Genomic DNA, 25,208 nt, shown 5'->3' on the forward strand with positions numbered 1-25,208 from the left:
ATTAGTTGTATATATATTGAGTCCCCTGAGGGAGCGTTTTAAATTTTATTATTTTAACTAATTGTAAAGATACATCTAAAAACAGAATTTTCGGATTCGCATTGCGTTCAATATGGTAATGCGCCTGTTCCAATTCGTTAATCAAGGCCTCTACCATGGCCAGATCCAGTACCTTTTCCGACAGCTTTTGCGCCACCTCGAGCGTTTGTGGCGGTAATTTAACCAATTCGTAGGCCCCGCTCAGCAGCAAGCTGCACTCGCGTAAAAAATTGATGCCGTACTTTAAAAAATTCTTTTGGTTCTCTCTTCCCCAGCCGGCAGCCGTATCGGTAAAGGCAATCATGGCCGGTACACGGTTGCCAAAGCCCAGCCTTAGCCATTCGGCAAACAGGCCTGCATTGTTGTTGGTTACATCGTTGAGCAGCGCATTGGCTTCAATCAGGTTGCCATCGGCCAAAAAGCTGTATTCGATGGCTTGTTGTGCAGAGAGCTGCGCCTTGTTGATGAGGTAGTTTTCTACCACTTCGTCGGCCAGTTTGGGGATCTTCACAATTTGCGTCCGCGATAATATGGTGGATAAAATCTGTTCCTGGTTTTGCGCCACCAAAATAAAAAGGGTATTTGCAGGCGGTTCTTCGATAATTTTCAGCAAGGCGTTTCCTTCTTTATCCAAAAACTCTGGCAACCACATGATCAGCACCTTGGTATCTGCCTCAAATGCCTTGTAACTTAGTTTTTTGATGATATCGTGGCACTCGGCAATATTGATATTGGCCTGCTTGTTGTCGGCACTTAATTTAGAACGCCAAATATCCAGGTCGAAATAGGGCTCTTCCAGCAACAAACTGCGCCACTCGTCGAGCACATCGACTGCGGTTTTGACATCTTTCGAAGCAAAAAACGGGTAAGAGAAATGCAAATCGGGGTGGATATACTTTTCGTACTTGCGGCACGAAGCACACTCGCCACAGCTATCGGTAGCGGTTCTGTTTTGACAGTTGATGTATTGGGCATAGGCAATGGCCAGCAAAAGGGCTCCGTTTCCTGCCGGCGCCAAAAACAGCTGCGCATGGCTCACCCTGTTTTCTACAACGGTTTGCAGGAGTTGTTGCTTGATGTTTTCCTGTCCGATAATCTCTTTGAACTGCATTGGTGCAAAATAAGAAATAGATTTGAGATGTGGGGCAGGAGATGTGAGATTGGTATGCGTACCGAGTATAACGGAGTGCGTATTGCGTAATGCGCTTCTAGGCCTGCTCCCTAAACTCAATACGCACTCCGCTATACGCAAGCCTTTGGTATTGTAAAAATTTGATTGATATATCAATAATTGATTTGGCATACATATATTTGCATTATGGAAAACCTCAACGACACGATGCTTTACACTTTAGACAAGTGTTTTAGAACCTACAACCAGTTTGCGCAGCGCAACGTACGCCAGGCGGGCTATGACATTACCATAGACCAATGGCTCATTTTAAAAAGCGTAGCCGAAAACCCCACCATTACGCAGAACGACATCAGCAAAATTGTGTTTAAGGACAATGCTTCCATTACGCGCATTATCCAGTTGCTGGTTGCCGCGGGCTATCTGGTACGAGAGGCCCATCCTTCAGACCGCAGGCGGGTAACGCTTACCTTAACCGATAGTGGCTATCAGGTAACCCAAAAGGTAAACGAAATCGCTATCCAAAACAGAACCAAGGCCTTAAAAAACATCGACCAACAAAGCATCGTAGAGATGAAGCAATTGATGCAACGGATTATCGCCAATTGCCAGGAATCCTGACCAAACAACAAACCAAACAAATGAAACCAACCCGCAAATTATTTTTAATATGGCTTTGCCTCATGGCAGGCTTTAAGCTACATGCACAGAACCCGGCTCCAACCTTATTGGTTACGGTACTAGACGAACAACGGCAACCTGTTGCCAACGCTACGGTAGAACTGCACAAGGCCGCTAACAAAGCCCTTGTTAAAGCGGCCATCAGCAATGAAAAAGGCCAAGCCGAGTTTTACGCCATTGCCCAAGGCCCATATTATGCTACCGTTGTGGCAGTAGGTTTTGGCAACAAAAACAGCGCTACATTTCAGCTACCGGGTACGCAAACCTTAACCGTTAACCTGAGCACAAGCACCAAAAATCTGCAAGAAGTAACCATTACATCGCGCAAGCCTTTTGTACAACGCAGCCAGGGCAAAACCGTGGTGAATGTAGATGCCGCAGTAACCAATGCCGGCACTACAGTGCTAGAGGTACTCGAAAAATCGCCGGGAGTAATGGTTGATAAAAACGGTGGCATCAGCTTGCAGGGCAAACCCAGCGTGCTGGTGATGATTGATGATAAACCAACCTACCTCTCGGGCAGCGAACTGAACAACCTGCTCAGCAGCATGAACTCGTCGCAGGTAAACCAGATCGAGTTGATTACCAGCCCTTCGGCCAAGTACGATGCCAATGGCAATGCGGGCATCATCAACATCAAAACCAAAAAAAACAAGCAGGAGGGCTTTAACGGCAACATCGCCATTAACCTGGGCCAAGGCAAATACCTGAAAAGCAACAACTCGCTTTTGCTTAACCTGCGCTCGGGGAAGGTCAATACTTTCGTAAATTACAGCTATGGCTATTACAAAGGCTACACTTCTATTTATGCGTATCGCCAGTACTTCGACGACCAGGGAACGGTTACTTCTGCGCTCGACCAGCCCTCGTACCTGAAAAGCACCAACAGTCCGCACCTGCTTAAAACAGGGGTCGACTTTTTTGCCTCCGACCGTACAACGATTGGTCTTACTTTAACCGGCAATTTGGTTTCGCGTACGGGTATTAGTACTGCTGTGGCTACCTGGATGAGCAAACAGGTTACCGATTCGGCCATCAGCACCATTGGTACCAGCGATTTCGGCCTTAAAAATGGCGCCGTTAATGTATATGCCCGCCACAACATCAGCAAAACGCAGGATATTGGCTTTGATGTAGATTATTTGGGCTATTCTATTGACAACAACCAGTTTTTCAACAACATCCGTACCGGGTCCGTGGCTTACAATCAGGGATCAAGGGGCAGCATTCCTTCTAAGCTCCATATTTTTTCGGCCAAGGCAGATTATGTTTTACAACTCGGCAAGAACGCCAAGCTTGAAGCGGGGGCGAAGTCGTCGAACATCAGCACCGACAACCAGGCCAACTACGAATTGCTGCGCAATGGCAACTGGGAGGCAGACCTCAATAAAAGCAATCATTTCAAATACCAGGAAAACATCAACTCGGTTTACAGCAGCCTCGAGCACAAGGTGGGCCGTTTGAGCTATCAACTGGGGCTCCGTTATGAAAATACGCATTATGTAGCCGATCAATTGGGCAACGCCATAAAAACCGGAAGCCGTTTTACCAAAACCTATCAAGACTTTTTCCCTTCAGGCTATCTTACGTATCAAGCCGACTCGTCAAACGCCTTTACGCTGACCACAGGACGCAGGATTGACCGCCCGCCTTACCAAAAGCTGAACCCTTTTGTGTTTATCATCAACAAATACACCTATCAGCGAGGCAATCCGTTCTTCTTGCCTCAATACACCTGGAATTTCGAGCTGAGCCATTCGTACAAAAACCTGCTCACTACGGCGGTTTCCTATAGCGGCATTAAAAATTATTTCTCGCAATTATTTTTGGCCGAGGGCGACGACATCTTGGTGTACACCGATGGCAACGTGGGGCAGATGCACAATTTGGGCGTAGCGGTAACGCTTCAGGTATCACCATTCAACTGGTGGTCGTTAACCGCACAAAGCAACTTCAACTACAAAAAACTGAGTGGCTACCAACAGGTAAACTACCAATCGTCGGTAAAACAGCTGCACAACAGCATGAACAACCAGTTCAGGATCAGCAAAACGCTTAATGCCGAACTTTCGGGCTTTTACACCACCAAGGCACGCAACGATTTGCAGGAGCTGCTTTCGCCAACCGGGCAGGTATCGGCGGGCCTGGCTAAAACCTTATTCAAGGGCAACGGCACCTTGAGGCTTACCGCACGTGATATTTTCCATACCCAATCGATGGAAGGCTTAACCGATTTTCCTGGTGCCAACGAGTATTTTATTTTATGGCGGGACACCCAAGTATTGAACGTTGGATTTAGCTATCGTTTTGGCAAACCGTTAAAAGCCACCAAGCGTTCGGCAGGCGGGGCCAGCGATGAAATCAACAGGGCGGGGACCTAGCAGGAGGAGGCCGGAGGTCTAAAGTCGATCGTCTATGGCCGATGGTCAACGACATTGGGCTTAGACTTCCGACAAAGGCCCTTATTTCCTACACCAGTCGCCACAGGCGCTCTCGAGATAAATCGCTATCTTTGGCCCGAATATGGCACGTATCCTGGCTTTTGATTATGGCACCAAGCGTATCGGCATAGCCGTAACCGATCCCCTGCAGCTGATTGCAACAGGGTTGGACACCATTCACCCGAAAGATGTCGTAGACTACCTGAAAAAATACATGCTCCATGAGCAGGTAGAGGCCTTTGTACTGGGCGACCCCAAACAAATGGATGGCACGCCTTCTGAATCGGCGCAGCACGTAAAAGGCTTTTCCACCATTTTAAAGAAGAATTTTCCGGGCATCCCGCAACATTGGATCGACGAGCGTTTTACCTCCAAAATGGCGCATCAAACCATTATGCAAAGCGGGCTCAAAAAAAGCGATAGAAGGGACAAGGAACGGGTAGACACCATCTCGGCCACCATAATTCTGCAATATTTTATGGAACAACACCGTTTATAAGCACAATGATCAGCGAAGAATTACAAAGCCTTTTGTTAAAATATGCAGAACCCGAAGACGCGCTTTTACAGCATATAGACCGCGAAACCCATTTAAAGGTCCTGATGCCACGCATGCTGAGCGGACATTACCAGGGACGCGTGCTGAGCATGCTGAGCAAGATGATCGGCGCCAGAAGGATTTTGGAAATCGGCACCTTTACGGGTTATGCCACCCTGTGTCTGGCAGAAGGATTAACCGACGACGGCCTCATTTATACCCTCGACATCAATGCCGAACTCGAAGACATGGTGCGTGGCAATTTTGCCAAATCGCCCTTAAACCCAAAGATTAAATACATCATCGGCGATGCCCAGCAAAGCTTACAGCATATCGACGAGGTTTTCGATCTGGTATTTATTGATGCCGATAAAAAGAACAACGGCACCTATTACCAGCTCATTTTCGACAGGGTAAGGCCCGGCGGGATCATTATTGTGGATAATGTGCTGTGGAGTGGAAAAGTGTTGGGTGGCGCACAAGACAAAGACACCAAAAACATTAGTAATTTTAATGACGAAGTTGCGAAGGATCAACGGGTAGAAAAATTAATCCTCCCCGTTCGCGACGGACTGTTTGTGATCAGAAAAAAATAATTCGAGTTGGCAATTGTCAATTGACGGTTAGCGATGGCTAACATTTAATCAAACAATTTAACAATGAAGAAAATCCTTATGGTATGCCTGTTGCTCTTATCGGCATTTTTTGGCAAAGCACAATCAACCGAAGATTATATTGCCGAACACGTGGAACATGCACAAGAGCTGATGCGCGAACACCAGTTGCCCGCCAGCATCATCCTGGCGGTTGCCATCCACGAATCGGCCGCCGGCAAAAGCAAGATTGCCCGCTACCTCAACAACCATTTTGGCGTAAAGGGATCCAACAGCAGTACCGAAATCCGTTCTTCTTACCGCGATTACCCAACGGTTGATTCGTCATACAATCATTTTGTTTCCTTTTTGCACAGCAGGCCTTATTTCGACGTGCTCTTTGAGAAATACGACCAGTACGATTATAAAAACTGGGCACGGGGCATTCAAAGGGGAGGTTATGCACACAGCCGCTTGTGGGCCTCACAGGTAATTGGCTTGATTAAAAAATATGAACTTTACCTTTACGACGAGCGCCCCGACGATTATGAAGAGCAACCCGATCCGATAATCGCCACACCGGCCAACAAAACGCGCACCGCAAAAAGCGCCAAACGCAGCGGGTTTAGCCCATCTAAAACCTATACGGTTAAAAAAGGCGACAATTTGAACAAACTGGCCGAGCGCTGGGGCACTACGGCAGCTGCGCTCCTGCAAAAAAACGGTCTCAAGTCATCAGCCCTGCAACCGGGGCAAAAAATTAAACGTTAATGAAGAACACCATCCTCTTATTGGCTATTGCCACCTTGCTGTTGGGCGCCTGTAAATCCAGACAGTACAGCCGCAACAACAAGCAAATCGAGAAAGCCGCCAACAAAGAAAATCCAAATTTCAGCAATTATACTACGCTGAGCTATATTGAGGCCTTTAAAGGTGTAGCCATCGAAGAAATGAATGCCTACGGTATTCCGGCCAGCATTACCTTGGCCCAAGGCATCCTCGAATCGGGCAGTGGCAACAGTTCTTTGGCCAAGTATGCCAACAACCATTTCGGCATCAAATGTACTTCCGATTGGCGGGGCAAGGCTTATTACAAAGACGACGACCAAGCCAACGACTGTTTCAGGGTATATAAAGACGCCCGCGAATCGTACAAAGACCACTCGGAATTTTTAAAACGGAAGCGCTACAGCTTCTTGTTCGAGTTGGACAAAAACGATTATAAAAACTGGGCCCTGGGGCTTAAAACTGCCGGCTACGCCACCAATCCGAAATACCCCGACATGCTGATTACCACCATTGAGAAGTACAAACTGTACCAGTACGATCAGCCTGAAAGCGAAAGGGAAAAAATTAACCGCGAAGACCGGGTATTTACCGAAATCAATGCCAATATCCCGCTTGAAAAAAAGAAATTCACCCCCGTTGATGTAGCGCCCAAAGACCCGCCAACGCCGGAACCAACCAGCACCGACAGCTATTATGTGGTTAAGCAGGGCGATACCTTGTTCAGGATTGCGCAAATGTACAAGTTGACGGTTGACGATTTGAAGGCCTTAAACAAACTGAACGATAACAACATCAAGGTTGGACAAAAACTTTTGGTAGTTAAATAATGTTAAGAGCAAATAAAACTTTTAGCATAAATTGTAGTTTTGTTAAACCATGAGATTTTCGGTTGTCTTACTTCTTCTGTTGTGCAGCGCAAAGCTTTTTGCCCAAAACAAGCCCGTACAGGGTTTTGTGGTTGATCAGGACAGCAAATTGAGACTGGCCAAGGTATACATTTACAACCCAAGTTCAGACGAAGGCATTTACAACAACACCAAGGGAGAGTTTACAGCCAACATAAAACCAGGCGATACGCTTTTTGCGGCCTTAAGTGGCTATGCCATGGACACGGTGATATACAAAGGCCAAAGCGCCATTGTGTTTCAGCTCAAATCGCTCAGCATTAAGCTCAAAGAGGTACAGATCGTAGGCAAAAAACCAACGCCGCAGGAACAATACAACCAAAACCTGAAAGAATATAAATCTGCCCTACAAAGAGGCAGTACCAAAGATCCTTTTTCTTTAGGTCCATCGGGTGCGGGTTTGAGTATTGATGTGATTTATAACCTGCTAAGCCGCCAGGGACGTAATGCGCGAAGGCTACAGGCCATTTTAGAGCGCGACTACCACGAAGCCATTATCGATTACCGCTTTAGGCCTGATTATGTAAAAGCAGTTACCGGCATCGGCGACGCTGATTTAAACGACTTTATGGTGCAGTACCGTCCAACCTACCAGTTTGTGCTTACCGCATCCGACTATTCGTTTGTGCAGTTTATCAAAAACAGTTATGCTTCGTACAAGCGCAATCCGGCAACTTTTAGGTTGCCCAAACTGCCAAGGCTGAGCTTACAGACCAATCCATGAGACCCCGGATTGTTGTTTGGTCAAAATTGCCCGCCAGTGGCATGGCGCTTTTCCCTTTCATCCTGGTTAAAAGCCATGTGCTAAAATCCGACAAATCGTTAATCAACCATGAGCAGATCCACCTTAAGCAGCAGCTGGAACTATTGGTTATCCCTTTTTATGTAGTTTACCTGCTCAATTACCTTGTTAACCTGTTGCGTTTACGCAACCATCGCCAGGCTTATCTAAAGATCTGTTTTGAGCGCGAAGCTTTTGCCAATGAACTCGATTTTGATTATTTGAAGCAGCGAAAGCTTTATAGCTGGCTCAGGTTTTTGAGCTAACCGCTCAAGTCATTGCTTATTATAGTCACTTTATGGATGAGCGCAACGCCACAAAATCCGGTGCCTTAAGCTCTGCATCATTGTGGTTACAAAAGAAATCGATTCTGATGGTCGTCTATTCCCTGGTGGGTTACTCAAACGATTTTGTTCACCGCTTTCCGGCCTTGGCACTGTCTCCTTTCGGTTTGCCCCTCAAAGCAATCGCCATAAAAACTTTTATTAGCTGTTATTTTTCTTTTTCTTTGTAAAACAATGAAGAACACACTACTTAGCCTACTATTTGTCGTTATCCTTTCGTTTCCTGCTGTGGCCCAAGAGACAGACACCATTCCTATTTCTACCAAAGATTTAGATATTAGGCTAAAGCGCAGTCCGCTTCCTTCGCGCATGGGAATCCTTCAGTTTCAGCCTGTAGTGCTTAAGCCTGCTTTGGTTAATGCAAAGGTAAACTACTGGAAAACCAAGACTTCGGTGGGCATCAACATCAACCAGGCGGCCTTCAGCGACAACTGGAAAGGCGGGGGCGTAAACTCTCTGGCCATTGGCGGATTGGTAAACTATAAGGCCGAGTACAGCAAGGAAAGCTATAGCTATGTAAGCGAAGTCATTTTGCAATACGGCAAGGTAAAAAACAAGGCCCAGCTCCAAAAGAAAACTACCGACCGTATTTACTGGGATAACAAAGCGGCCATACAGCTTTCTAAAAACTGGTATTTCTTCGGTTCCATCAATTTCGAATCGCAGTTTGACAAGGGCTTCTCCTACAGCAAGGATGCACAGGGCAACGAAAAAGAAAACCTCTTGTCTAAGTTCATGTCGCCGGGCTACCTCACCGAATCCATCGGTTTTGAGTACAAGCCCAACAAGTTTTTCTCAACCCGAATTGGTACAGGTACTGCCCGACAAACCTTTGTGCTCGACACAGCCATCTGGCGCACCAACCCGAATAACTTTGGGGTAGAAAAAGGCAAAAACTTCAGAAACGAGCTGGCCTTTCAGATTGTGAGCAGTTTTGAAAAAGAGGTGTTTACCAACATTATGCTTAAAACCCGGTACAACATGTTTATTCCTTATGATAATTTTGGGCATATCGACCACCGTTTAGACGTGAACATCATGGCCAAGGTTAATCGTTATATCAACGTTTCGCTAACCGGAGTGGGCTTATACGACAGGGATACCGACCTTAAAATACAGGGAAGCCAAACACTTGCGCTTGGGCTCATGTTTACCTTCCCCAGATAGTTTTAGTTATGCTTTTTCTTCTTGATCAGGTTGAGGTAATCGATATAGTAGAGCACCTTAACCGATAGGCTGTTGTTTTGCGGGCCCGACAAAATCTTGTCGAAATTGCGACCATAACGGGCAGTATAGAACATTTCGTTCGATTCGGCCGCATTTTTATAGGTGATGCTCAGCTCGCTTCCCGGCGCAAACACCCATTGGTAAACCAGATCGATGTTAAATACGTTGTAATTGCGGTCTACATTTTGCAGGGCAGGGCCATTGTAGGCATCCAATCGGCCGGCGCTGTTCAGCACAAAAAACTCTTTATTGCGCCTGTCAGACCAATAGTGCCTTACCCTTAAGTTGATGCCCATTTTATTGCTGAAACTGTATTTGGCATCCATCGAATTTTCGACGGTATTTCTGTTGTACCTCGAAAAAATGGCTTGCGCGCCCTGCGCGGCTACCCAATTGACGGCATTATAGCTCGGCGCAAAATTAAGATCCAGTCCAAAAGCCAGCTTATCGTTTACCCGCAGGTTCTGAAAGAAGTAGAAATTGTAGTTCCCGCCCTTAAACAGATTAACCTTGGTAATCTGCACATTGCCCCCAAAATTATAGGCTTTGGCCCGGTTTGGATTGATAAATACACTGTATTTGAACTGTGATGGCGTTTTGTAAACCTGTCCGTTGCGGGCTTCATAAAAGTCGTTGCCAGTTGCCGCATAATAGAGGTTAAGCTCTGCCGACCAAAAGTTTTTAAACTCGATGTAAGGACCGCCCTCGATGCTCAGGTTCTGGTAATCGCCGGGCTTAAACCTCCTCGAATAGGAAACCCTCGAATAGTTGAGCCATTTATTGTACCAAGAATGAGGCTTGTAGGTATCATAGTGGGCGGTTATTTTTTGATCAAAGAAATTGTTGTTGGTATAAAAGCCCATATCCGATGGATCAAAGCGCGTATCTGAAAATTCCTGCTGGTAATCGTAGGTAACTGTTCCGCTCTTTTTGCCCATGCTAAAATTATAGCTGTAGCCGGTACGGTCGGCCGTTGTAGGCGCCTCGGTAACATAGCTCATTTTGCCAGCCCCGCTTACAAAATACTTGTTGTCTTTATTGCTGATGTTGAACAAAAATGCACTTACGTTGGCATCGTAGGCATTGCCCTGCCTCAATACATTGGTGTTGATTACACTAACAGAACTGTTGTTTTTTAGCGATTGGTCTAACACAAAAATATTGTAATTGGTTAAAGGCTGGCTCTTGAAGCTGCGCTTGTTGCCCTGCGCATCTTCTACCTCGGTATACATGCTGTTGGTTACGGCATTGAATATGCCCAGCCCCAAACCACCAGCCGTACGACCCGATATTTTGGTAGCGTTGATGATTTTGGCCTCCTGCGGATTCTTCACGATTTTCTCGCCGGCCTTCAAATCGCTAAGGTCGACATAAGAAGGAATAGATCCGATCCTTTTCGAGTAAAACAAATCGCCTTTGTTAAACAGCTCGGTTCCTTCGGTAAAAAACTGGCGGTTTTCATTAAACTTGACCTCGAAAGGCGTTAAATTCAGGATGCGGTTATCGCTTTGCACCTGCCCAAAATCGGGAATCAGGGTCATATCGAGTGTAAAGCTCTTGTTGATGCCGTATTTCACGTCCATACCACCGTTAAAAGTAGTCTGCGTGTTCTTAACACCCGGTACATTGTAGGGATAATGGCTAACCAAGGTAGAAATATAGGGCGAAAAAGAGAGGCGCAAAGGTGCTTTGATGCCCTGCAGGCCTTCTAAAACACCTTCCTGGTTAATGAAGCCGCTTACCCTTGGATCTACAAAGTTCCAAAAGGTTTGCACATTGGCTCCGGTGCGCTTTCTTACCAAGTTAAGGCCCCAGTTTTGCAGGTCTTTACTCGAAAAGCGCAAAGCAGAATAGGGAATCTTGAACTCGGCGGTCCAGCCGTTGTCGTCAATATTCACCTCGCTTTCCCAAACGGCATTCCAGTTGGCATCTTCATCGCCAATAAGCGAATACTTGGCATCAAACTGTACGCCGGCCGCGGTTACATAAAATCCGTTGCCATTTACGCCATCCAGAAAGGTGTCGAAAACAACGCCGATAAAATCGGCATTGCCAATGTTATCCCTCGATACCAGCTCGTGCACTACGCTGTCGCGCTTGTCGTACATGCGCGCAGCCACGTAAATGGCGTAGTCATCGTACAGGATTTTTACTTCGGTTCTTTTTTCTTTCGATTCTATACGGCCGGGCACGGGTCTGTTTTCTACAAAATCTGTAGCAATTGGTGCACCCTCCCAAACCGCATCGTTTAGCAAGCCGTCAATTTTGGGGCTTATGGCAGTTCTTTTGGCCTGTAGTTTTTTCTTGATGGGCTGTACATTTTGCGCTAAAGCGACAACGCTACAGCATATGATAATTAGGAATGTTAATCGTAGTTTCATTTGGTTTTGATATGGTGTTGATAAGACGGCCTTAAGGTGCCGAATGTTGCACTAAAGGAAAAATATGTTGCGTTATCTTATAGCGTATAGCTCTCAGCGCTATTAATTCGCTCTTTGTGTTTCTTTAAAGTTAATTTGCTTTTGACTGCCCTTCACTTTTGATTTGCCGAAAGTGTAGGTTGCATTCAGGTTAAGCATGCGGGTATCATAATAGGTACGGCCATACTGCACTGCATCGGTATAGTACAGCCTGTTTCTTTCTAAATCGCCTTTCAGGATATCGTTAACAGAAGCGTTCACCTGAAATTTATTATCGGCAAAGGCTACCCTAGCTCCCGCCGAAAGTACCGTCCGTCCTTGGCTGTACATATTATTTTGCCTGGAAGAGAGCGATTGCCTAAAATTGACGAATGCCGAAGTTTGCTTGCTGGTTTTAAACGTATTGTTGATGCTGTAGGAAAAGGCCGATCCGTTTTGGGTAAGCACCTGTGAAAGGGCAGACTTTGAGTTGGAGTAGCTGTATGAGGCAAAGCTGCTGTTTTCCCACCAGGGAAAAAATTTCTGGTTAAGGCTTGCCGTTAGCCCGGTGCTGTATTGCGTAAGGTAATTGTACGCATTAACCACTTTAAGCGCTTCTTTAACCTCCACGACATAGGCATAGCCATTCACCAATTTTTGGCCATAGGCCGTAAAAGAAATGTTGCCGTGCATATACGAAAATTCCAGGTTGTGGTTGTAAGAAGGCTTCAAATAGGGATTCCCGGTAAAATACGTATAAGGATTAGAGTACCATTTAGCCGGATTAACCGCCCTTAGGCTTGGCCTGTTGATGCGCTTCGAATAATTGATGGAAAAGGTGTTCTTGTTATCGAGCTTATAGCTGAGGTAAGCCGTTGGAAACAGTTTGCCGTATTGCGACTTGCTCCGCGAATCAAGGGTGGGCGAATAGCCATCAACCCAGGTATATTCGTACCGAAGCCCGGCTTTGGCCTCCCACTTTTTACTGAGCGCCTTTTGCAGGCTGATGTATCCTGCTAAGTTCTTTTCGTTATAGTTGAACGCATTGCTTCTCAAGGGATCTGGCCTAAAAACGTCTTGAACAAAATTGGCATAAACCGTTTCGGCATCCTGGTCAAAATTGGTAAACTTTAAGCCTGTTTCAAGCAAGACCCATTTGTAGGGCAGGTTCAAATCACTTTGTGCCGACCAAACATGGTACTGGGTGCCGTTAAAGTTGCGCACGCGATTGGTTTGCCCGGTTTGATCGGAAGTGGTTTGAAAGCTGTTGGTGGTTTCGGGGGCGTTGGCAAAATAGTTGAAGCTGGTGCTTAGTTTCTTGCCTAAGCTATCCAGTTTCTGATCGTAGTAGAGGCTTAGCGTATGGGTAAGGTTTGGGTTTTCGTTATGCGAAACCGTACGGAGCACCGAATCGGTTTGGCCACGGGTTTGATAAATGGTAACATTGTCGATATCCATATCCGAACTGGTTTTGCTTACATCGTAAATCAGGCCCAAATTGGTAGTTTTCCCAGCTTTGTAGTCGAGGCTCAGGTTAGCACCTATGCCATCGGCAACGCTTTTTCTCGGATCGCGGCTCCATATCGAATTGACGCCGATGTTATCGGTCTGCTCGTCGATATGCGCCGGCCTGTGGTACTGCCTCAGCTTCACCGAACTGGCCAATTTTTGCGATTGGTAGTTGAGGTTGAAGTTGTTGGCAAAACCGGAATAGCTATTCTGTATAAACGACGGGCTAAAATTGCCGCTCCATCCCAGGCTGGGATTGCTTTTCATCACGATGTTGATCAACCCGCTGTTGCCTTGCGCTTCGTATTTGGCCGGGGGCGTGGTAATAACTTCTATTTTTTCGATATCGTCAGACCGCAGCGATTTGAGATAGTTAATGAGGTCGCTGCCACGAAGTGGCACCATGCGTTCGTTAATCATCACTGATACGCCACCCTTGCCTACAATGGAAATGCCACTTTCCTCAACCCGCAACATCGGTGTTAAGGCTAAGGCCTGGGTAAGGTCTGTGCCTTTGGCAGCGATCGAACTTTCGAGGTTAAAAACCATACGATCTATCTTTCTTTCTATTAGGGGTTTGTTTCCTTTGATGGTTACTTCTTTAAGTGTATTCGTACTGCTGGTTAACCGCAAGATTGGCAATTCCAAATCGGCATTGACTACGGTAAAAACAGCCGATTTAGCCTTTTCGTAGCCCAGGTAATAAGCCATTATAAAATATTGGCCAGACTTTACTTCCTTAAATTCGAAAATGCCCTGGGCGTTGCTATACTGTACGCCTACAGTGGCCGAATCGAGCAGGCGCACCAAGGTGGCCGAGGCATAATCAAGGCCTTGCTGACTGCTGTTGGCTACAATTTTTCCGCTTATTTTAACTAGTTGGGCTTGAACTGTGGCCATACCGAATAGGGATAAAAGGCAAACGAATAGGGCATTCTTCATTTCAATAGGGATTGGTTAGGGCAAAAGATATCCTGCCTAAGCAAATGTTGCATGCTTAGCCTTTGGTTAATGAATGGGTTTTAGTGTTTTCTGGTCGGGCGCGCAAAGGCTATTCAGCTCATCAAGCGAATAGATTCCAACCTCATTTGACAGGGCTTGCCCATAGCTGTTTCTGATGCGCAAGGGCATCAAAAACAGCGGACTTATCGTTGGTTTGGTTTATTAGATTAGGTTAATCGATAGCGAGTACCTTCATTTTAACATAGTCTTCTATCGAACTGTAGTTGTGTCCTTTCTTCTTCATCGAGGCCACAAATGTAGGCGAGGTTCCAGTTGCCTTGGCCGAAAGCACATTTTCGATGGTAATGTTCTTGAAACCCAGTTTCTTGAACTCTTCAAAATCGCTTGCCGTTACACCCAAAGCCTTAAGCGATGTTACTTGCTCGGCTGTTAGGTTGCTAAGGCCTGCTGTTTTGAAGCTTTCGAAATATTCTGGCGTCACGCCAAGTGCTTTCATCGAAAGCAGACCTTCGTCAGATACCTTAAGACCTTTGTCTGTAAAGCCTTTGGCATATTCTGGCGTAATTCTCATTACTTTTCTGGCAATCAGTTTACCCAGTTCGTCATCTTCGTCGGTTCTGGCCGCTTTTTGGGTTGCTTTCCCGATTGTTTTTTCGCTGACTTTTTCGCTGACTTTTTCAATCTTGCTTTTCACCTTGTCGGCAGCATCTGCCTCGCGGCTTTCGGCATCTGCCATTTTTGCACTTTTCAGGTAGGCGCCGTCAATGCCCTGCGATTTAAAGGTGACCATCTTGTTGGCGCTTATTTTGCTATAACCCGCATCTTTAATTCCTTTAATGAAGTCGGCATCAACATCCAACGCTTTTAGCGGGATCAATTCGCCCAAGCTCACGTCAGACAAGCCTGCCTTTTTTAGCGACTGGATGTACTCGGGTGTTACGTTTAAAGCCACAAGGGGAATCAAGTTGTCTTTAGAAACCTGGTTGTAGCCCAAGCCTTTAAGCGCAGTAACATAGCCTCGTTTCACATTGATCAGGAAAAACACCAAGTTATCTTTTTCTCTGATTCCGCTTACGCCCTCCTTGGTTAGGAAACTGGTAAAATCTGCATTTGGGCTAAATTTGTAAGACCCCATGCCGGTATTGTTTTCAAATTTTCCGGTAAAGTTCATCGTGCCGGCATCACGGGTAATCGAAAAGGAGCCTTCGCTTCCACGCGGCAGGTTTTTAAGGTCTGCCAGCGAAAAGGTATGATTGCTGATATTCTTGCCGTCTTCGTCTGATTCGAAACGGATGTTTACCTTGTCGCCTTTGATGGTGGCAAACCAAGAGCCTTCATTGTCGATCAATCGAAATCTTTCGGCGGTTTTTCTTTGTGCGTCATTCTTTCCATAAGCCTTCGGCTCGTTCAGGAAAGCCACAAATACCAATAATAATGGTACAATAAATAAGTATTTCCACGTAGAGTTTACGTTAGATTTTTTTGCGTTCATCATAACTAATCTTTTTTTAAGAATGGATTGATTGTAGTTGGTGGTCAAACTAGCCGGAAAATGAGGGGCCGAAACCTTTACCAGGCTCATCTGATAGCTGCTTGGCTCAATATCGGAGTTGGCCAGCAGTTCGTTATCCGTCAAAAATTCGAGGTTGTCTTCCATGGCCTTGCGGTACATCCAGGCAAAGGGGTTAAACCACTGAAAAACCAAAGCCAGCTCGGCGATCAAAATATCATAGCTATGTCCTTGCTGTATATGGATTTTCTCGTGCAGGATAATCTGGTTGTAGGTATCCCAATCGTATTTCTCGGGATTGATGAAGATGTTGTTGCCAAAGGAGCAGGGCGCCTGGTTGCCCGCCAGCTCTACAATTCTGAAACGGCCGTCTCTAATTACCGGCCTCGAATAGGCGCGATAAAGCAAAACGCAGAGCTGAAAAAGGAAATTGACCACAAATACGATAACGCCAAGCCAATAGGCCCAAAAAAGCACTTTTAGCAGGGAGATATCCTTAAAGAAAGATTCTTGCTGTTCGTTGCCCGTGCTGATGGTGGCCTTGGGCTGTACAGTTGGCGTAGGTTGCGGTACGTCTACCGCAGGTACCTTGCTGTCATCGATCACAGCGGGCACCTCTACATTCGCCTTTCTGAACGACCATTGTTGCGGCACCGGAATTAAAGGCAGGCCAAAAGAAAGTGCCAAACAAATGAGCAGCACAAACCTGTTTAGCGGAAAAAAAGTTTCGTTTTGCAACAAAAGCTTATAAAACACCAGGCAGCCCGCCAAAATAAGGGCCACACTCAACACGTAGAACATCATGGTTTCTTCGATTTAATGAGGTTAACAATTTCGGTTAATTCGTCGTCAGACAAGTTCTGCTCCTTGGCAAAGAAGGCCAGCATGCGCGGATAGGAATTGTCGAAGTATTGGCTCACCACGTCTTTAAGGGCATGCTTCTGGTACTCTTCCCTACCGATAACCGGAAAATAACAGAACATATTGCCTACCACATCGTGGCCTAAAAAGCCTTTTTCTTCTAAAATTTTTACCATCGTAGCTACACTGTTGTAATGGGGCTTAGGATCGGGCAACAAAGGGATGATATCCCTGATGAATGCTTTCTCTACTTCCCAAAACACCTGCATAATCTGCTCTTCTCTTTTTGCTAATTTGATCATGTTGTAAAAATTGATAAGCGAATGTACTACTAATTGATTAATACACAAACTAATCGATTAGTATTTGTGTAACTTTTATGTTGCATTTAATTTTTGTGGCGTCGGATTTTTGAAAATCAGGATGGAAAATTGCCTTGCAATTACGATTGGGCTCGCTTTTAGGCAAAAAAACAATATCTTTGCATTTACAAAAATTTGTAACCAATTATGTTTGAAAATTTACAGGACAAGCTAGACAGGGCGTTTAAAGTTTTAAAGGGACAAGGAAGCATTACCGAGATCAACGTGGCCGAAACCATGAAAGAAATCAGGAAAGCTTTGCTAGATGCCGACGTAAATTATAAAACAGCCAAAACCTTTACCGACGAGGTAAAGGAAAAAGCGCTTGGTGCTAACGTACTGACCTCCATTTCTCCGGGCCAGTTGCTCACCAAGATCATGAACGACGAATTGACGGCCTTGATGGGCGGCGAGGTAACCGATCTTGACCTGAAGAGCAACCCTACCATCATATTAATTGCCGGTTTAAACGGTGCGGGTAAAACCACCTTTACCGGAAAATTGGCCCTGCACCTTAAAAGCAAAGGCAAAAAGCCTTTAATGGTAGCCGGCGACGTTTATCGCCCTGCGGCGGTAGACCAGTTACAGGTACTGGGCGAACAGGTTGGCGTGCCGGTTTATGCCAACAAAGAATCGAAAGACCCAATTGCCATTGCCCTAGAAGGTATTGCCGAAGGTAAAAAGAACAACAATAACGTCATCATAATCGATACCGCCGGCCGTTTGTCGATTGACGAAAGCCTGATGAACGAAATTTCGGAGGTTAAGGCCCAAACCAAGCCCCACGAAATCCTATTCGTGGTAGATGCCATGACCGGTCAGGATGCCGTAAACACGGCCAAGGTTTTTAACGACCGACTGGATTTTACCGGTGTGGTGCTTACCAAATTGGATGGCGATACCCGTGGCGGTGCGGCACTTTCGATCAAATCGGTAGTGAACAAACCGATCAAATTTATCGGTACCGGCGAAAAGATGGAAGCTTTAGACGTGTTCTATCCAGACAGGATGGCTTCACGTATTTTGGGCATGGGCGACGTGGTTTCGTTGGTAGAACGTGCACAACAGCAGTTTGACGAGAAAGAAGCCGCCGAACTGCAAAAGAAAATCCGCAAGAACAAATTCGACTTCAACGATTTCTACAACCAAATCCAGCAGATCAAGAAAATGGGCAACATGAAAGATTTGATGGGCATGATTCCGGGGGTAGGCAAGATGATGAAGAACGTTGACATAGACGACGATGCCTTTAAAGGCGTGGAGGCCATCATCCAATCGATGACCCCATTCGAAAAAGAAAACCCAGATAGCATTCAGCAAAGCCGCAGGCTACGCATTGCCAAAGGATCGGGTAGCAAGGTAGAAGATGTAACCAAGCTCATTAAACAATTTGAAGACATGCGCAAGGTGATGAAACAATTCTCTAACCCGGCCGCCGCTGCCAAAATGATGCGCAACATGCCTAAAATGCCGCAGCGCTAGACTTTTAGCTAAAAAACACGAAACGAACCCTCAAGGCTAGGCTTTGGGGGTTCTGTTTTTGCATCAAAGCTTTCGAATAGCTATTTTAGGTTAAAATCCGCAGGTCCAAAATTATAGTAAAATGATTATTTACAATATTGAAGGAAATAGCTTGATTAAAATTCGATATGATGGCACAACCATATCGCTATACTTTGAGAATAGGTTAGGCTGTATTGTGGTAGCCGGTCCTCACCAAGAAGTGGAAAACGATTATTATATCAATTGCAACTCGAACATCAACTTAGCGCTAGGCAAACTGGATGAGGTTATCAATTCGAAAAAAATCAAGTTCTACGAAAATAGCTCCACAAGCATAGCAGATGTATTGGCCTCTTTCGAATCTGGAGAATATTATGTTACGCATATCAATAGCAGTGATTTTATAAAATACCAGCTTCAAAGCAATGGTGAATGTGAGCTGATATGCGGAACTCCATTAAAACAAGAAACCATCGTAGTTTGCACTAAATCGGCTAATGATTTGGACCGTAAAAAGGTCAATGCATTAAAAGAGGCTATTTTAAATGGCGCCACACCCAATGTTTATCTTTATTCCAAACAATATCGTGGGCAAGAACTCTATGGCTATTACTTTATTGTTGAAGGCAACCACCTGCTACAAGCTTACGAGGAGCTTAACATGGAGCCTCTTTTGCTTGCTTTTGTAAATCACCAACCTCTAAAGGATGATTATGATGAAATAGATCCGAACGTCATCAACATCATAACCTCATTTGAAGATATCAAGAATACTTCATATAAATACTTCTATAAATCCTTGTGGCTAAATAGGGAATGATTAGCCGGCTTTCCCAAAAAGAAAAAACACCCTCCTTCCAATTAAAAAAATTAGCCCTTAATTGAATTTTTCAAACAAGTTGCTTGCTTTTTGCAAATGGTTTGCGCAATGCATAGATTCAATAAGTATTTAGATGCATTGTGTTCCCTAGTAGCGATCCTTGCATGTTTACCAGTTCTATAAATCTACAATTATGATTAAATACCTAAAGTACAAAGTGTATATTGCTATGGTAGCAATTACCATTTTTTTTATCATGGGATTTATTGCTTTTATAAAAGACGGCAGCACCGTTCTTTTAGCGATTAGTTCCGCCAGTTTTATCTTACATCTGGTTATTTACTATGTTTTCGTAAAACGTAAGGCAACAACGACAGCCTAACTGTTAGCGATTAGGTAATTTAGCTCGGCTCTTTTACCGAGAGTTTTTGCAAAGACTATCTTTTCCAGAAGCGAAAAACTACGCCCTCTCCAATTAAAAAAATTAGCCTTTAATTGAATTTTTAAAATAAGCCGTTTGCTTTTTGCAAATGGCCAAAGCATTGTCTAGATTCAAGATTATGCTCGTAAAAACCTATGGAAGCGCTGTTTGCGGGGTTGATGCCCTCACCATTACCATCGAGGTAAGCATAGACAGTGGCACGCAGTATTTTGTGGTAGGCCTGCCTGATAATGCCGTTAAAGAAAGTCTGTTCAGGGTAGAAAGCGCCATACGCACGGCCGGCTATCGCATGCCTCGACAAAAAATCGTAATCAATCTGGCTCCAGCAGATATCAGAAAAGAAGGCTCAGCCTACGATTTGCCCATTGCCATAGGCATTTTAGCGGCTTCCGGCCAGATAAACGCCACCAAGCTGCACCAATATTTCATCATGGGCGAGCTTTCTTTAGATGGCGCCCTACAAAGCATCAAAGGGGCTTTACCCATTGCATTACAGGCCCTAAACGACGGATTTGCCGGCTTTGTCCTTCCCAAGGCTAACGCGCGCGAGGCAGGAATTGTAAACCAATTATCCGTGTATGGCATGGCCTCCTTATCAGACGTCATAGATTTCTTCAATGAGAAATCAGCTCCCCAACCGGTTATTGTAAATGCCTCAAAAGAGTTTCTTCCCGAAACCAATGCTTATGAGCATGATTTTTCTGACGTAAAGGGACAGGAAAACATTAAACGTGCCTTGGAGATTGCCGCCGCGGGCGGGCATAACGTCATCTTAATTGGACCGCCTGGCGCCGGCAAAACCATGCTGGCCAAACGCCTGCCAACCATCCTGCCCCCCTTAAGCATGCAGGAAGCCTTAGAAAGCACCAAGATTTATTCGGTAGCAGGCAAGCTCACAGCCAAACAGGCCCTCTTAACCGAGCGCCCTTTCCGGGCACCTCACCATACCATTTCTGATGTGGCTTTGGTGGGTGGTGGTATAAATCCGCAACCGGGCGAAATCTCACTGGCCCATAATGGCGTGCTTTTTTTAGACGAACTTCCCGAATTTAAGCGTACCGTACTCGAGGTAATGCGTCAGCCCTTAGAAGATCGAATGGTAAATATTTCAAGGGCTAGATTTGCCGTGGCCTATCCTGCCAGCTTTATGCTGGTGGCTTCTATGAATCCCTGTCGTTTTGTTAATACCTTCATCCTGAAAAAGAATGCATGAAATCACTGATAAATAGCTCTCAGAGCACTTTTGTAGAATTTATAAAAAATCTTTTTTTGGAAGATTATGTTGCGTTGACTTGTTATCCTCGATGCCAATCAGAAGAATTCAAAATCTCATCGATAGTGCTTTTTGAAAAGATCAAACCATATGGTCTTTGGATCTCACAGCACTTATAAACTGCAAGCCTTACACGGCTTGCGGTTTATTGTTCAATATCGCGACTGGAGTAATACTTCTACCTCATTGATTCTTTTTTGTGAAGGCATATTTAATCCCTTTTCCCAAGCTCTTACAGTAGAAATATCAACTTTAAGAAGACGTGCTATGTCCTTGCGGCTAATCCCATTCCTCCATCTATATGTTCGAATACGCCCCCCAAAATTGGTTTCATCAAACGTAGTTGTACTAAAGCCTAAAAAATGATGTATCCTCGGATAATAGGATATCTGGGGCTTGCTCCTGTTATTCTCCCAATAGATTATACAGTCGGTACTGACATTAAGGATCTTGGCCAGTTCAGCCTGGGTCAAACTCTTATCAATTCTTTTCTTTCTTATCTGCTCGCCAATGGTCGCCGGATTTTCAGGGTAAGTTTGAGGTGCAGGTTTCCTAAATTCCCGATCGAAAAGCAAACAAGGCGATGTATCCGGGCCACTGCATTGGATATTTTTACCTCGAAGAAGGCTGTGCAAATTGATAGAAAACTCGATGATAACGCTCGTATTGCCTATTGAAACGAGATTTGTAATGGCTTCTATTATTGACCTCTTTCTTTCGAATACCATTATAGACCAGTCCGTCGCCAAAAGCTTGGCTTCTTTAACTTGGTCTTCTCGTAACCGAATCTGACGAGCTTCCAAATCCATTTCGGACTTCAGCTTTTGCAAAAAAGCTTCAAGGTGAGCAAGTTGAGCATTTAGGGTATGAAGATTACCGACAAATTCTTCCCTTGTAATCTCGCGATCCATTCTTATTCCCACATACCTCTGTATTTTCTTTTCTAAAGTTGCGTGTTCATTCATTGTCTCTTCAAATAAGGCTTGCTTCTTACTCAGTAAACTGTTGGAATCTTCCATAAGTTTTGCCAAGTCGATACTATTTAGGCAATCAGAAAGAAAGTTCCAAAATATTCCTTCAATGTCACTTACCTTAATTTTTACCTTACAGTCCTTGCATTGGTAGACCTTGGTCCTTTTAACATACATTTTCTTTGAACAAGAACACTTTACAAATCCAGACAATAAGTAGGCGGATCTTCTGCCAACGCGTTTACTTTTTCTTTCTTGTTCGGTAAGTATAAGGTTTGCTTTATCCCATAGCTGTTCTGAAATAATCTGAGGACATTTCATTACGGTCCATTCACTCTTTGGCTTCAGAACGATACACTTTCCATTTTCTCCAGTTTTAGTATAGTTGGCGATCCGCTCTCCTTTAGCAGTCGTGTCCCTGAGTAACCTGGCCACAGTGGTGTCTGAAAACAGTGCACCTTTGCGGGTACGGTAGCCGAGTTTGTTCAGTTCATCAGCTGTAGTCTTCTTACGCAGGGTTCTAAGGAATATTTCGTAAATCAACTTTCTAATAGGCGCTTCCAATTCATTTATTACATATTCCTTGTTATGCCAGGAGTATCCAAATATTGCCTGGCCTCCTAATGGCTTGCCCAGCTTTGCACGGATAGGAATTGAAGAGGAAACTCTGTTTGAGATCTCCTCTCGTTCCCATTCTGCCATTGCCGATATAACCGTAAAAAAAAGCATCCCGGACGGAGTGCTTGTGTCAATGTTTTCAGATATCGAAATTAGATTTGCTTTCTCGGTTTTAAATATGCCTGCGAACTCTAGGAGTTCCTTTGTGCTTCTTGCAAGACGTGAGAGCTTGGAGAAAACCAAGCCATTGATTTCTCCATTTCTAACATCATTTAACATTCTTTGGGTCTCAGGATGTTTCATGACGGTCTTTCCGCTTATTCCATCAAGACGATAGATTTTAACCAGATTCCAACCCTTAGCATTGATGTAGTGCTTCGCTCGTAGTTCATGATGTTCTGGACTTTCGTCCTTTACCTGCATATCGGTGGATACTCGTATCCAGATTCCGGCCTTGATGGGATCTTTCATTTTTTTTCGATCAATTTAATTTTTGAGATTTTCTGTGTTGTTTATCAAAATGCCAAAAGGCATCGAAATTCAATAAGTTGTAAATGAAACGATATCAATTGCGTATTTCGGCGAAAGCGTCCCTAGTGGGTATTTTAGAAAAAATGGTCACTCAATCCGCATTAAGCTGACAGAAAATTTCGCTTCAAACTGACATTTGATTTCGGTGCAAAGTGGCCGTTTTGACCTTCTAAGCTACTTTTTTCAGGTGTAGCATTCCAAAGTAATTCTTTAAAATTTAGCGAAATCAATGGCTCTAAGCGCATCTTTGGGTTGGAGCTTGGGTATATATGAGTCCATTTGCCATTGAGGATTGTTTTAATCGCTTTTTTGGAGGTCTTGAAGCTTTTGAGCTGAATAAGATTGGACTTAAATTGGGGATTTTGCTAAAAGTGTTCACTGATTCTCATTCCAAACTGTACATCCCGTTTTTTACCACCTGGTCTTGATGGTATCTTATAGAATGACCTAAATATATTTAATCTAGCCCGATTTGACGTGTTCATTTTGCTGGCAACATTTCCCGTGTCTGACTCAACGACACTTTTCTCGATTCACTAAAAAGCATTATTCAGTGGAAAAAAAGGACATTTTGGACTTAGAATAATAGAACTATCCTCGGTCAAAAACATCCCAATAAAAGATTTGTAAGTTTCGATTTTAAGGCCGTTAGCGCATCGACAGTTTAGTTTCTCCATACAAACAACCCAATGAGTTCGGTCAGCTATCTAGAGAGATTAAGACCGCTTAAAATGAGCCGAGTGACCATTTTTGAGCGAAATTCAGTGAACAATATAGGCCGAAAAAGCTGGCCAGGATGAGCGAAAACAGGTGGATACTATTGCCGAAATCCCCAATATGGTCATCATCAGATCATTCCAACGCTATTATAAATGAGAATATTTTTCTAAATTTAGTCTCTAGCATTCTATTATCGACAATGCAAAATCTCGACCGAACGCAGGTACAAGCCTATTACGAGTCCTTATTTGACCGTATCGAGGCTAAGTATTATCCAATCAATGTAGAAATCCGTCCAGACCCCGGTGCGGTTGAAAATAATTGCTTCAATAATGTAGCGAAAAAAGTGGGCCAATCTGGAGGCAGCGTGTGTTATGGCTGGGCAATCCTTCCGCAACTGCACATTTTGGAGGCAGAAAGGCATGCGATTTGGAAAACTCCTCAAGGATTGTATCTTGACATAACCCCAAGATCACTGCCAATTACATCTATACAATTTGTAATTGACGATAGCTTCGAGTACAATGGGCAGATTGAGCGCAACATACGCATCAACGTTACAGACAACACTGTTGTTGATGACTGGATACTGATCTGTGAGGCAATTGATGAACTTTACGCAAACTGTTCCGTTCGTATTGATGAGCATCATGTCGGTATCCATCAACATATCGCTCCATATCTGAAGGTACTGGAGTCGTTTGTCAAGGAGTTTTTACCCTTTATCCAATCTGGAGGAAACCCAGACAAACTATGCTTCTGCGGAAATCCACTTTTCTACAAAGATTGCCATGGCCTGGATGTAAAAGGAGCTCTAAAAGAAGATCTTAAAAAACTATATGATAGTATTTAATACTTTAATTACTCGGGTAACTTTATCTGTATGACAAAAAATATTCAGAAAAGTGGTTGGACATCCCTTAGCCATGCCCAATACCAACAAACCTTTTTGGTGGCTAAGGAAAATGCCGAAAGACAATTTTTATGTGCGGAGATACTGGCTAAGGCATACCAGTATCAAAACGCTATTGCACATCTGATACTTGGCTCAGAAGAACTGGTAAAATCCTTCTGGTGTCTTCTGATGGGGCGCAATATAAATCTTAAAAAACTTCCTTGGTTTACCAAGCTATTTTATAACCATAAAATACGGCACGATTTATTGAAAGATTTTTTTTCCGTCTACCTGCTGTTTTTTAATACGTCATTATCAAAAAGGAAAAAGTCAGATGGCATACTCAGAATACTTGGCGCGT

At 44.4% G+C, this 25,208-nt stretch carries 20 protein-coding genes and 1 pseudogene; 15 read left to right on the forward strand and 6 right to left on the reverse strand.

The window, feature by feature from the left end:
• Window position 1: 1 nt before the first annotated feature.
• On the reverse strand, window positions 2–1,150 hold the full coding sequence (locus JHD69_RS10055; RefSeq protein ID WP_199139927.1) for a DNA polymerase III subunit: 1,149 nt from the start codon (window positions 1,148–1,150) through the stop codon (window positions 2–4).
• Between the two features lie 207 nt (window positions 1,151–1,357).
• On the opposite strand from JHD69_RS10055, the gene JHD69_RS10060 reads away from it, so the two are divergent.
• From JHD69_RS10060 to JHD69_RS10105, 10 genes are all read left to right on the forward strand, one after another.
• Complete coding sequence (locus JHD69_RS10060; RefSeq protein ID WP_199139885.1) at window positions 1,358–1,792, forward strand: MarR family winged helix-turn-helix transcriptional regulator; 435 nt, start codon at window positions 1,358–1,360, stop codon at window positions 1,790–1,792.
• A gap of 20 nt (window positions 1,793–1,812) precedes the next feature.
• Complete coding sequence (locus JHD69_RS10065; protein ID WP_199139887.1) at window positions 1,813–4,233, forward strand: outer membrane beta-barrel protein; 2,421 nt, start codon at window positions 1,813–1,815, stop codon at window positions 4,231–4,233.
• Window positions 4,234–4,375: 142 nt separating this feature from the next.
• The gene (gene ruvX, locus JHD69_RS10070) at window positions 4,376–4,792 is read left to right on the forward strand and encodes a Holliday junction resolvase RuvX (RefSeq protein ID WP_199139889.1); all 417 of its coding nucleotides are present in this window, start codon (window positions 4,376–4,378) and stop codon (window positions 4,790–4,792) included.
• Window positions 4,793–4,797: 5 nt separating this feature from the next.
• The gene (locus JHD69_RS10075; protein ID WP_199139892.1) at window positions 4,798–5,427 is read left to right on the forward strand and encodes an O-methyltransferase; all 630 of its coding nucleotides are present in this window, start codon (window positions 4,798–4,800) and stop codon (window positions 5,425–5,427) included.
• A gap of 63 nt (window positions 5,428–5,490) precedes the next feature.
• Window positions 5,491–6,195 (forward strand): glucosaminidase domain and LysM peptidoglycan-binding domain-containing protein, encoded by a 705-nt coding sequence (locus JHD69_RS10080; RefSeq protein ID WP_199139893.1) that lies wholly within the window; start codon window positions 5,491–5,493, stop codon window positions 6,193–6,195.
• On the forward strand, window positions 6,195–7,040 hold the full coding sequence (locus JHD69_RS10085) for a glucosaminidase domain-containing protein (RefSeq protein ID WP_199139895.1): 846 nt from the start codon (window positions 6,195–6,197) through the stop codon (window positions 7,038–7,040). The genes JHD69_RS10080 and JHD69_RS10085 overlap by 1 nt, the downstream gene beginning before the upstream one ends.
• Before the next feature lie 49 nt (window positions 7,041–7,089).
• A complete protein-coding gene (locus JHD69_RS10090; RefSeq protein ID WP_199139903.1) occupies window positions 7,090–7,842 on the forward strand; it encodes a hypothetical protein in 753 nt (250 codons plus the stop codon).
• Window positions 7,839–8,165 carry a hypothetical protein gene (locus tag JHD69_RS10095; protein ID WP_199139905.1) on the forward strand — a complete coding sequence of 109 codons (327 nt, stop codon included), beginning with the start codon at window positions 7,839–7,841 and terminating at the stop codon, window positions 8,163–8,165. The genes JHD69_RS10090 and JHD69_RS10095 overlap by 4 nt, the downstream gene beginning before the upstream one ends.
• A 32-nt stretch (window positions 8,166–8,197) precedes the next feature.
• Window positions 8,198–8,413 carry a hypothetical protein gene (locus JHD69_RS10100; RefSeq protein ID WP_199139907.1) on the forward strand — a complete coding sequence of 72 codons (216 nt, stop codon included), beginning with the start codon at window positions 8,198–8,200 and terminating at the stop codon, window positions 8,411–8,413.
• A 4-nt stretch (window positions 8,414–8,417) separates the two neighbouring features.
• Window positions 8,418–9,410: a DUF3078 domain-containing protein gene (locus JHD69_RS10105; protein WP_199139909.1), complete on the forward strand. Its 993-nt coding sequence runs from the start codon at window positions 8,418–8,420 to the stop codon at window positions 9,408–9,410.
• Window positions 9,411–9,412: 2 nt separating this feature from the next.
• On the opposite strand, the gene JHD69_RS10110 is transcribed toward JHD69_RS10105, so the two are convergent.
• The 4 genes from JHD69_RS10110 to JHD69_RS10125 all read right to left on the reverse strand — a co-directional run bounded on the left by JHD69_RS10110 (window position 9,413) and on the right by JHD69_RS10125 (window position 17,014).
• The gene (locus JHD69_RS10110) at window positions 9,413–11,851 is read right to left on the reverse strand and encodes a DUF5916 domain-containing protein (RefSeq protein ID WP_199139911.1); all 2,439 of its coding nucleotides are present in this window, start codon (window positions 11,849–11,851) and stop codon (window positions 9,413–9,415) included.
• Window positions 11,852–11,953: 102 nt separating this feature from the next.
• Window positions 11,954–14,320 (reverse strand): outer membrane beta-barrel family protein, encoded by a 2,367-nt coding sequence (locus tag JHD69_RS10115; protein WP_199139913.1) that lies wholly within the window; start codon window positions 14,318–14,320, stop codon window positions 11,954–11,956.
• Window positions 14,321–14,552: 232 nt separating this feature from the next.
• A complete protein-coding gene (locus JHD69_RS10120; RefSeq protein ID WP_233165839.1) occupies window positions 14,553–16,655 on the reverse strand; it encodes a M56 family metallopeptidase in 2,103 nt (700 codons plus the stop codon).
• On the reverse strand, window positions 16,652–17,014 hold the full coding sequence (locus tag JHD69_RS10125; RefSeq protein ID WP_199139915.1) for a BlaI/MecI/CopY family transcriptional regulator: 363 nt from the start codon (window positions 17,012–17,014) through the stop codon (window positions 16,652–16,654). Before JHD69_RS10125 ends, JHD69_RS10120 begins: the two co-directional genes overlap by 4 nt.
• Before the next feature lie 207 nt (window positions 17,015–17,221).
• Here JHD69_RS10125 and ffh point away from each other — a divergent pair, with 207 nt between their 5' ends.
• The 3 genes and pseudogenes from ffh to JHD69_RS10140 all read left to right on the forward strand — a co-directional run.
• On the forward strand, window positions 17,222–18,556 hold the full coding sequence (gene ffh, locus JHD69_RS10130; RefSeq protein WP_199139917.1) for a signal recognition particle protein: 1,335 nt from the start codon (window positions 17,222–17,224) through the stop codon (window positions 18,554–18,556).
• Window positions 18,557–18,677: 121 nt separating this feature from the next.
• Complete coding sequence (locus JHD69_RS10135; protein ID WP_199139919.1) at window positions 18,678–19,397, forward strand: hypothetical protein; 720 nt, start codon at window positions 18,678–18,680, stop codon at window positions 19,395–19,397.
• 560 nt (window positions 19,398–19,957) lie between these two features.
• Window positions 19,958–21,051 (forward strand): annotated as a pseudogene (locus JHD69_RS10140) (YifB family Mg chelatase-like AAA ATPase); the annotation flags it as partial.
• Between the two features lie 213 nt (window positions 21,052–21,264).
• Here the strand turns inward: JHD69_RS10140 and JHD69_RS10145 are convergent.
• Window positions 21,265–23,172 carry a recombinase family protein gene (locus JHD69_RS10145; protein ID WP_199139921.1) on the reverse strand — a complete coding sequence of 636 codons (1,908 nt, stop codon included), beginning with the start codon at window positions 23,170–23,172 and terminating at the stop codon, window positions 21,265–21,267.
• A gap of 979 nt (window positions 23,173–24,151) precedes the next feature.
• Here JHD69_RS10145 and JHD69_RS10150 point away from each other — a divergent pair.
• Window positions 24,152–24,805, forward strand: coding sequence for a hypothetical protein (locus tag JHD69_RS10150; RefSeq protein WP_199139923.1), 654 nt, complete (start codon window positions 24,152–24,154; stop codon window positions 24,803–24,805).
• Between the two features lie 30 nt (window positions 24,806–24,835).
• Window positions 24,836–25,208, forward strand: a 373-nt coding sequence (locus JHD69_RS10155; protein WP_199139925.1) for an AbiV family abortive infection protein, incomplete at its 3' end; no start/stop codon positions are given.

It is taken from the genome of Pedobacter sp. ASV12, assembly GCF_016429155.1.
In the GTDB taxonomy this organism is placed as follows: Bacteria; Bacteroidota; Bacteroidia; order Sphingobacteriales; family Sphingobacteriaceae; genus Pedobacter.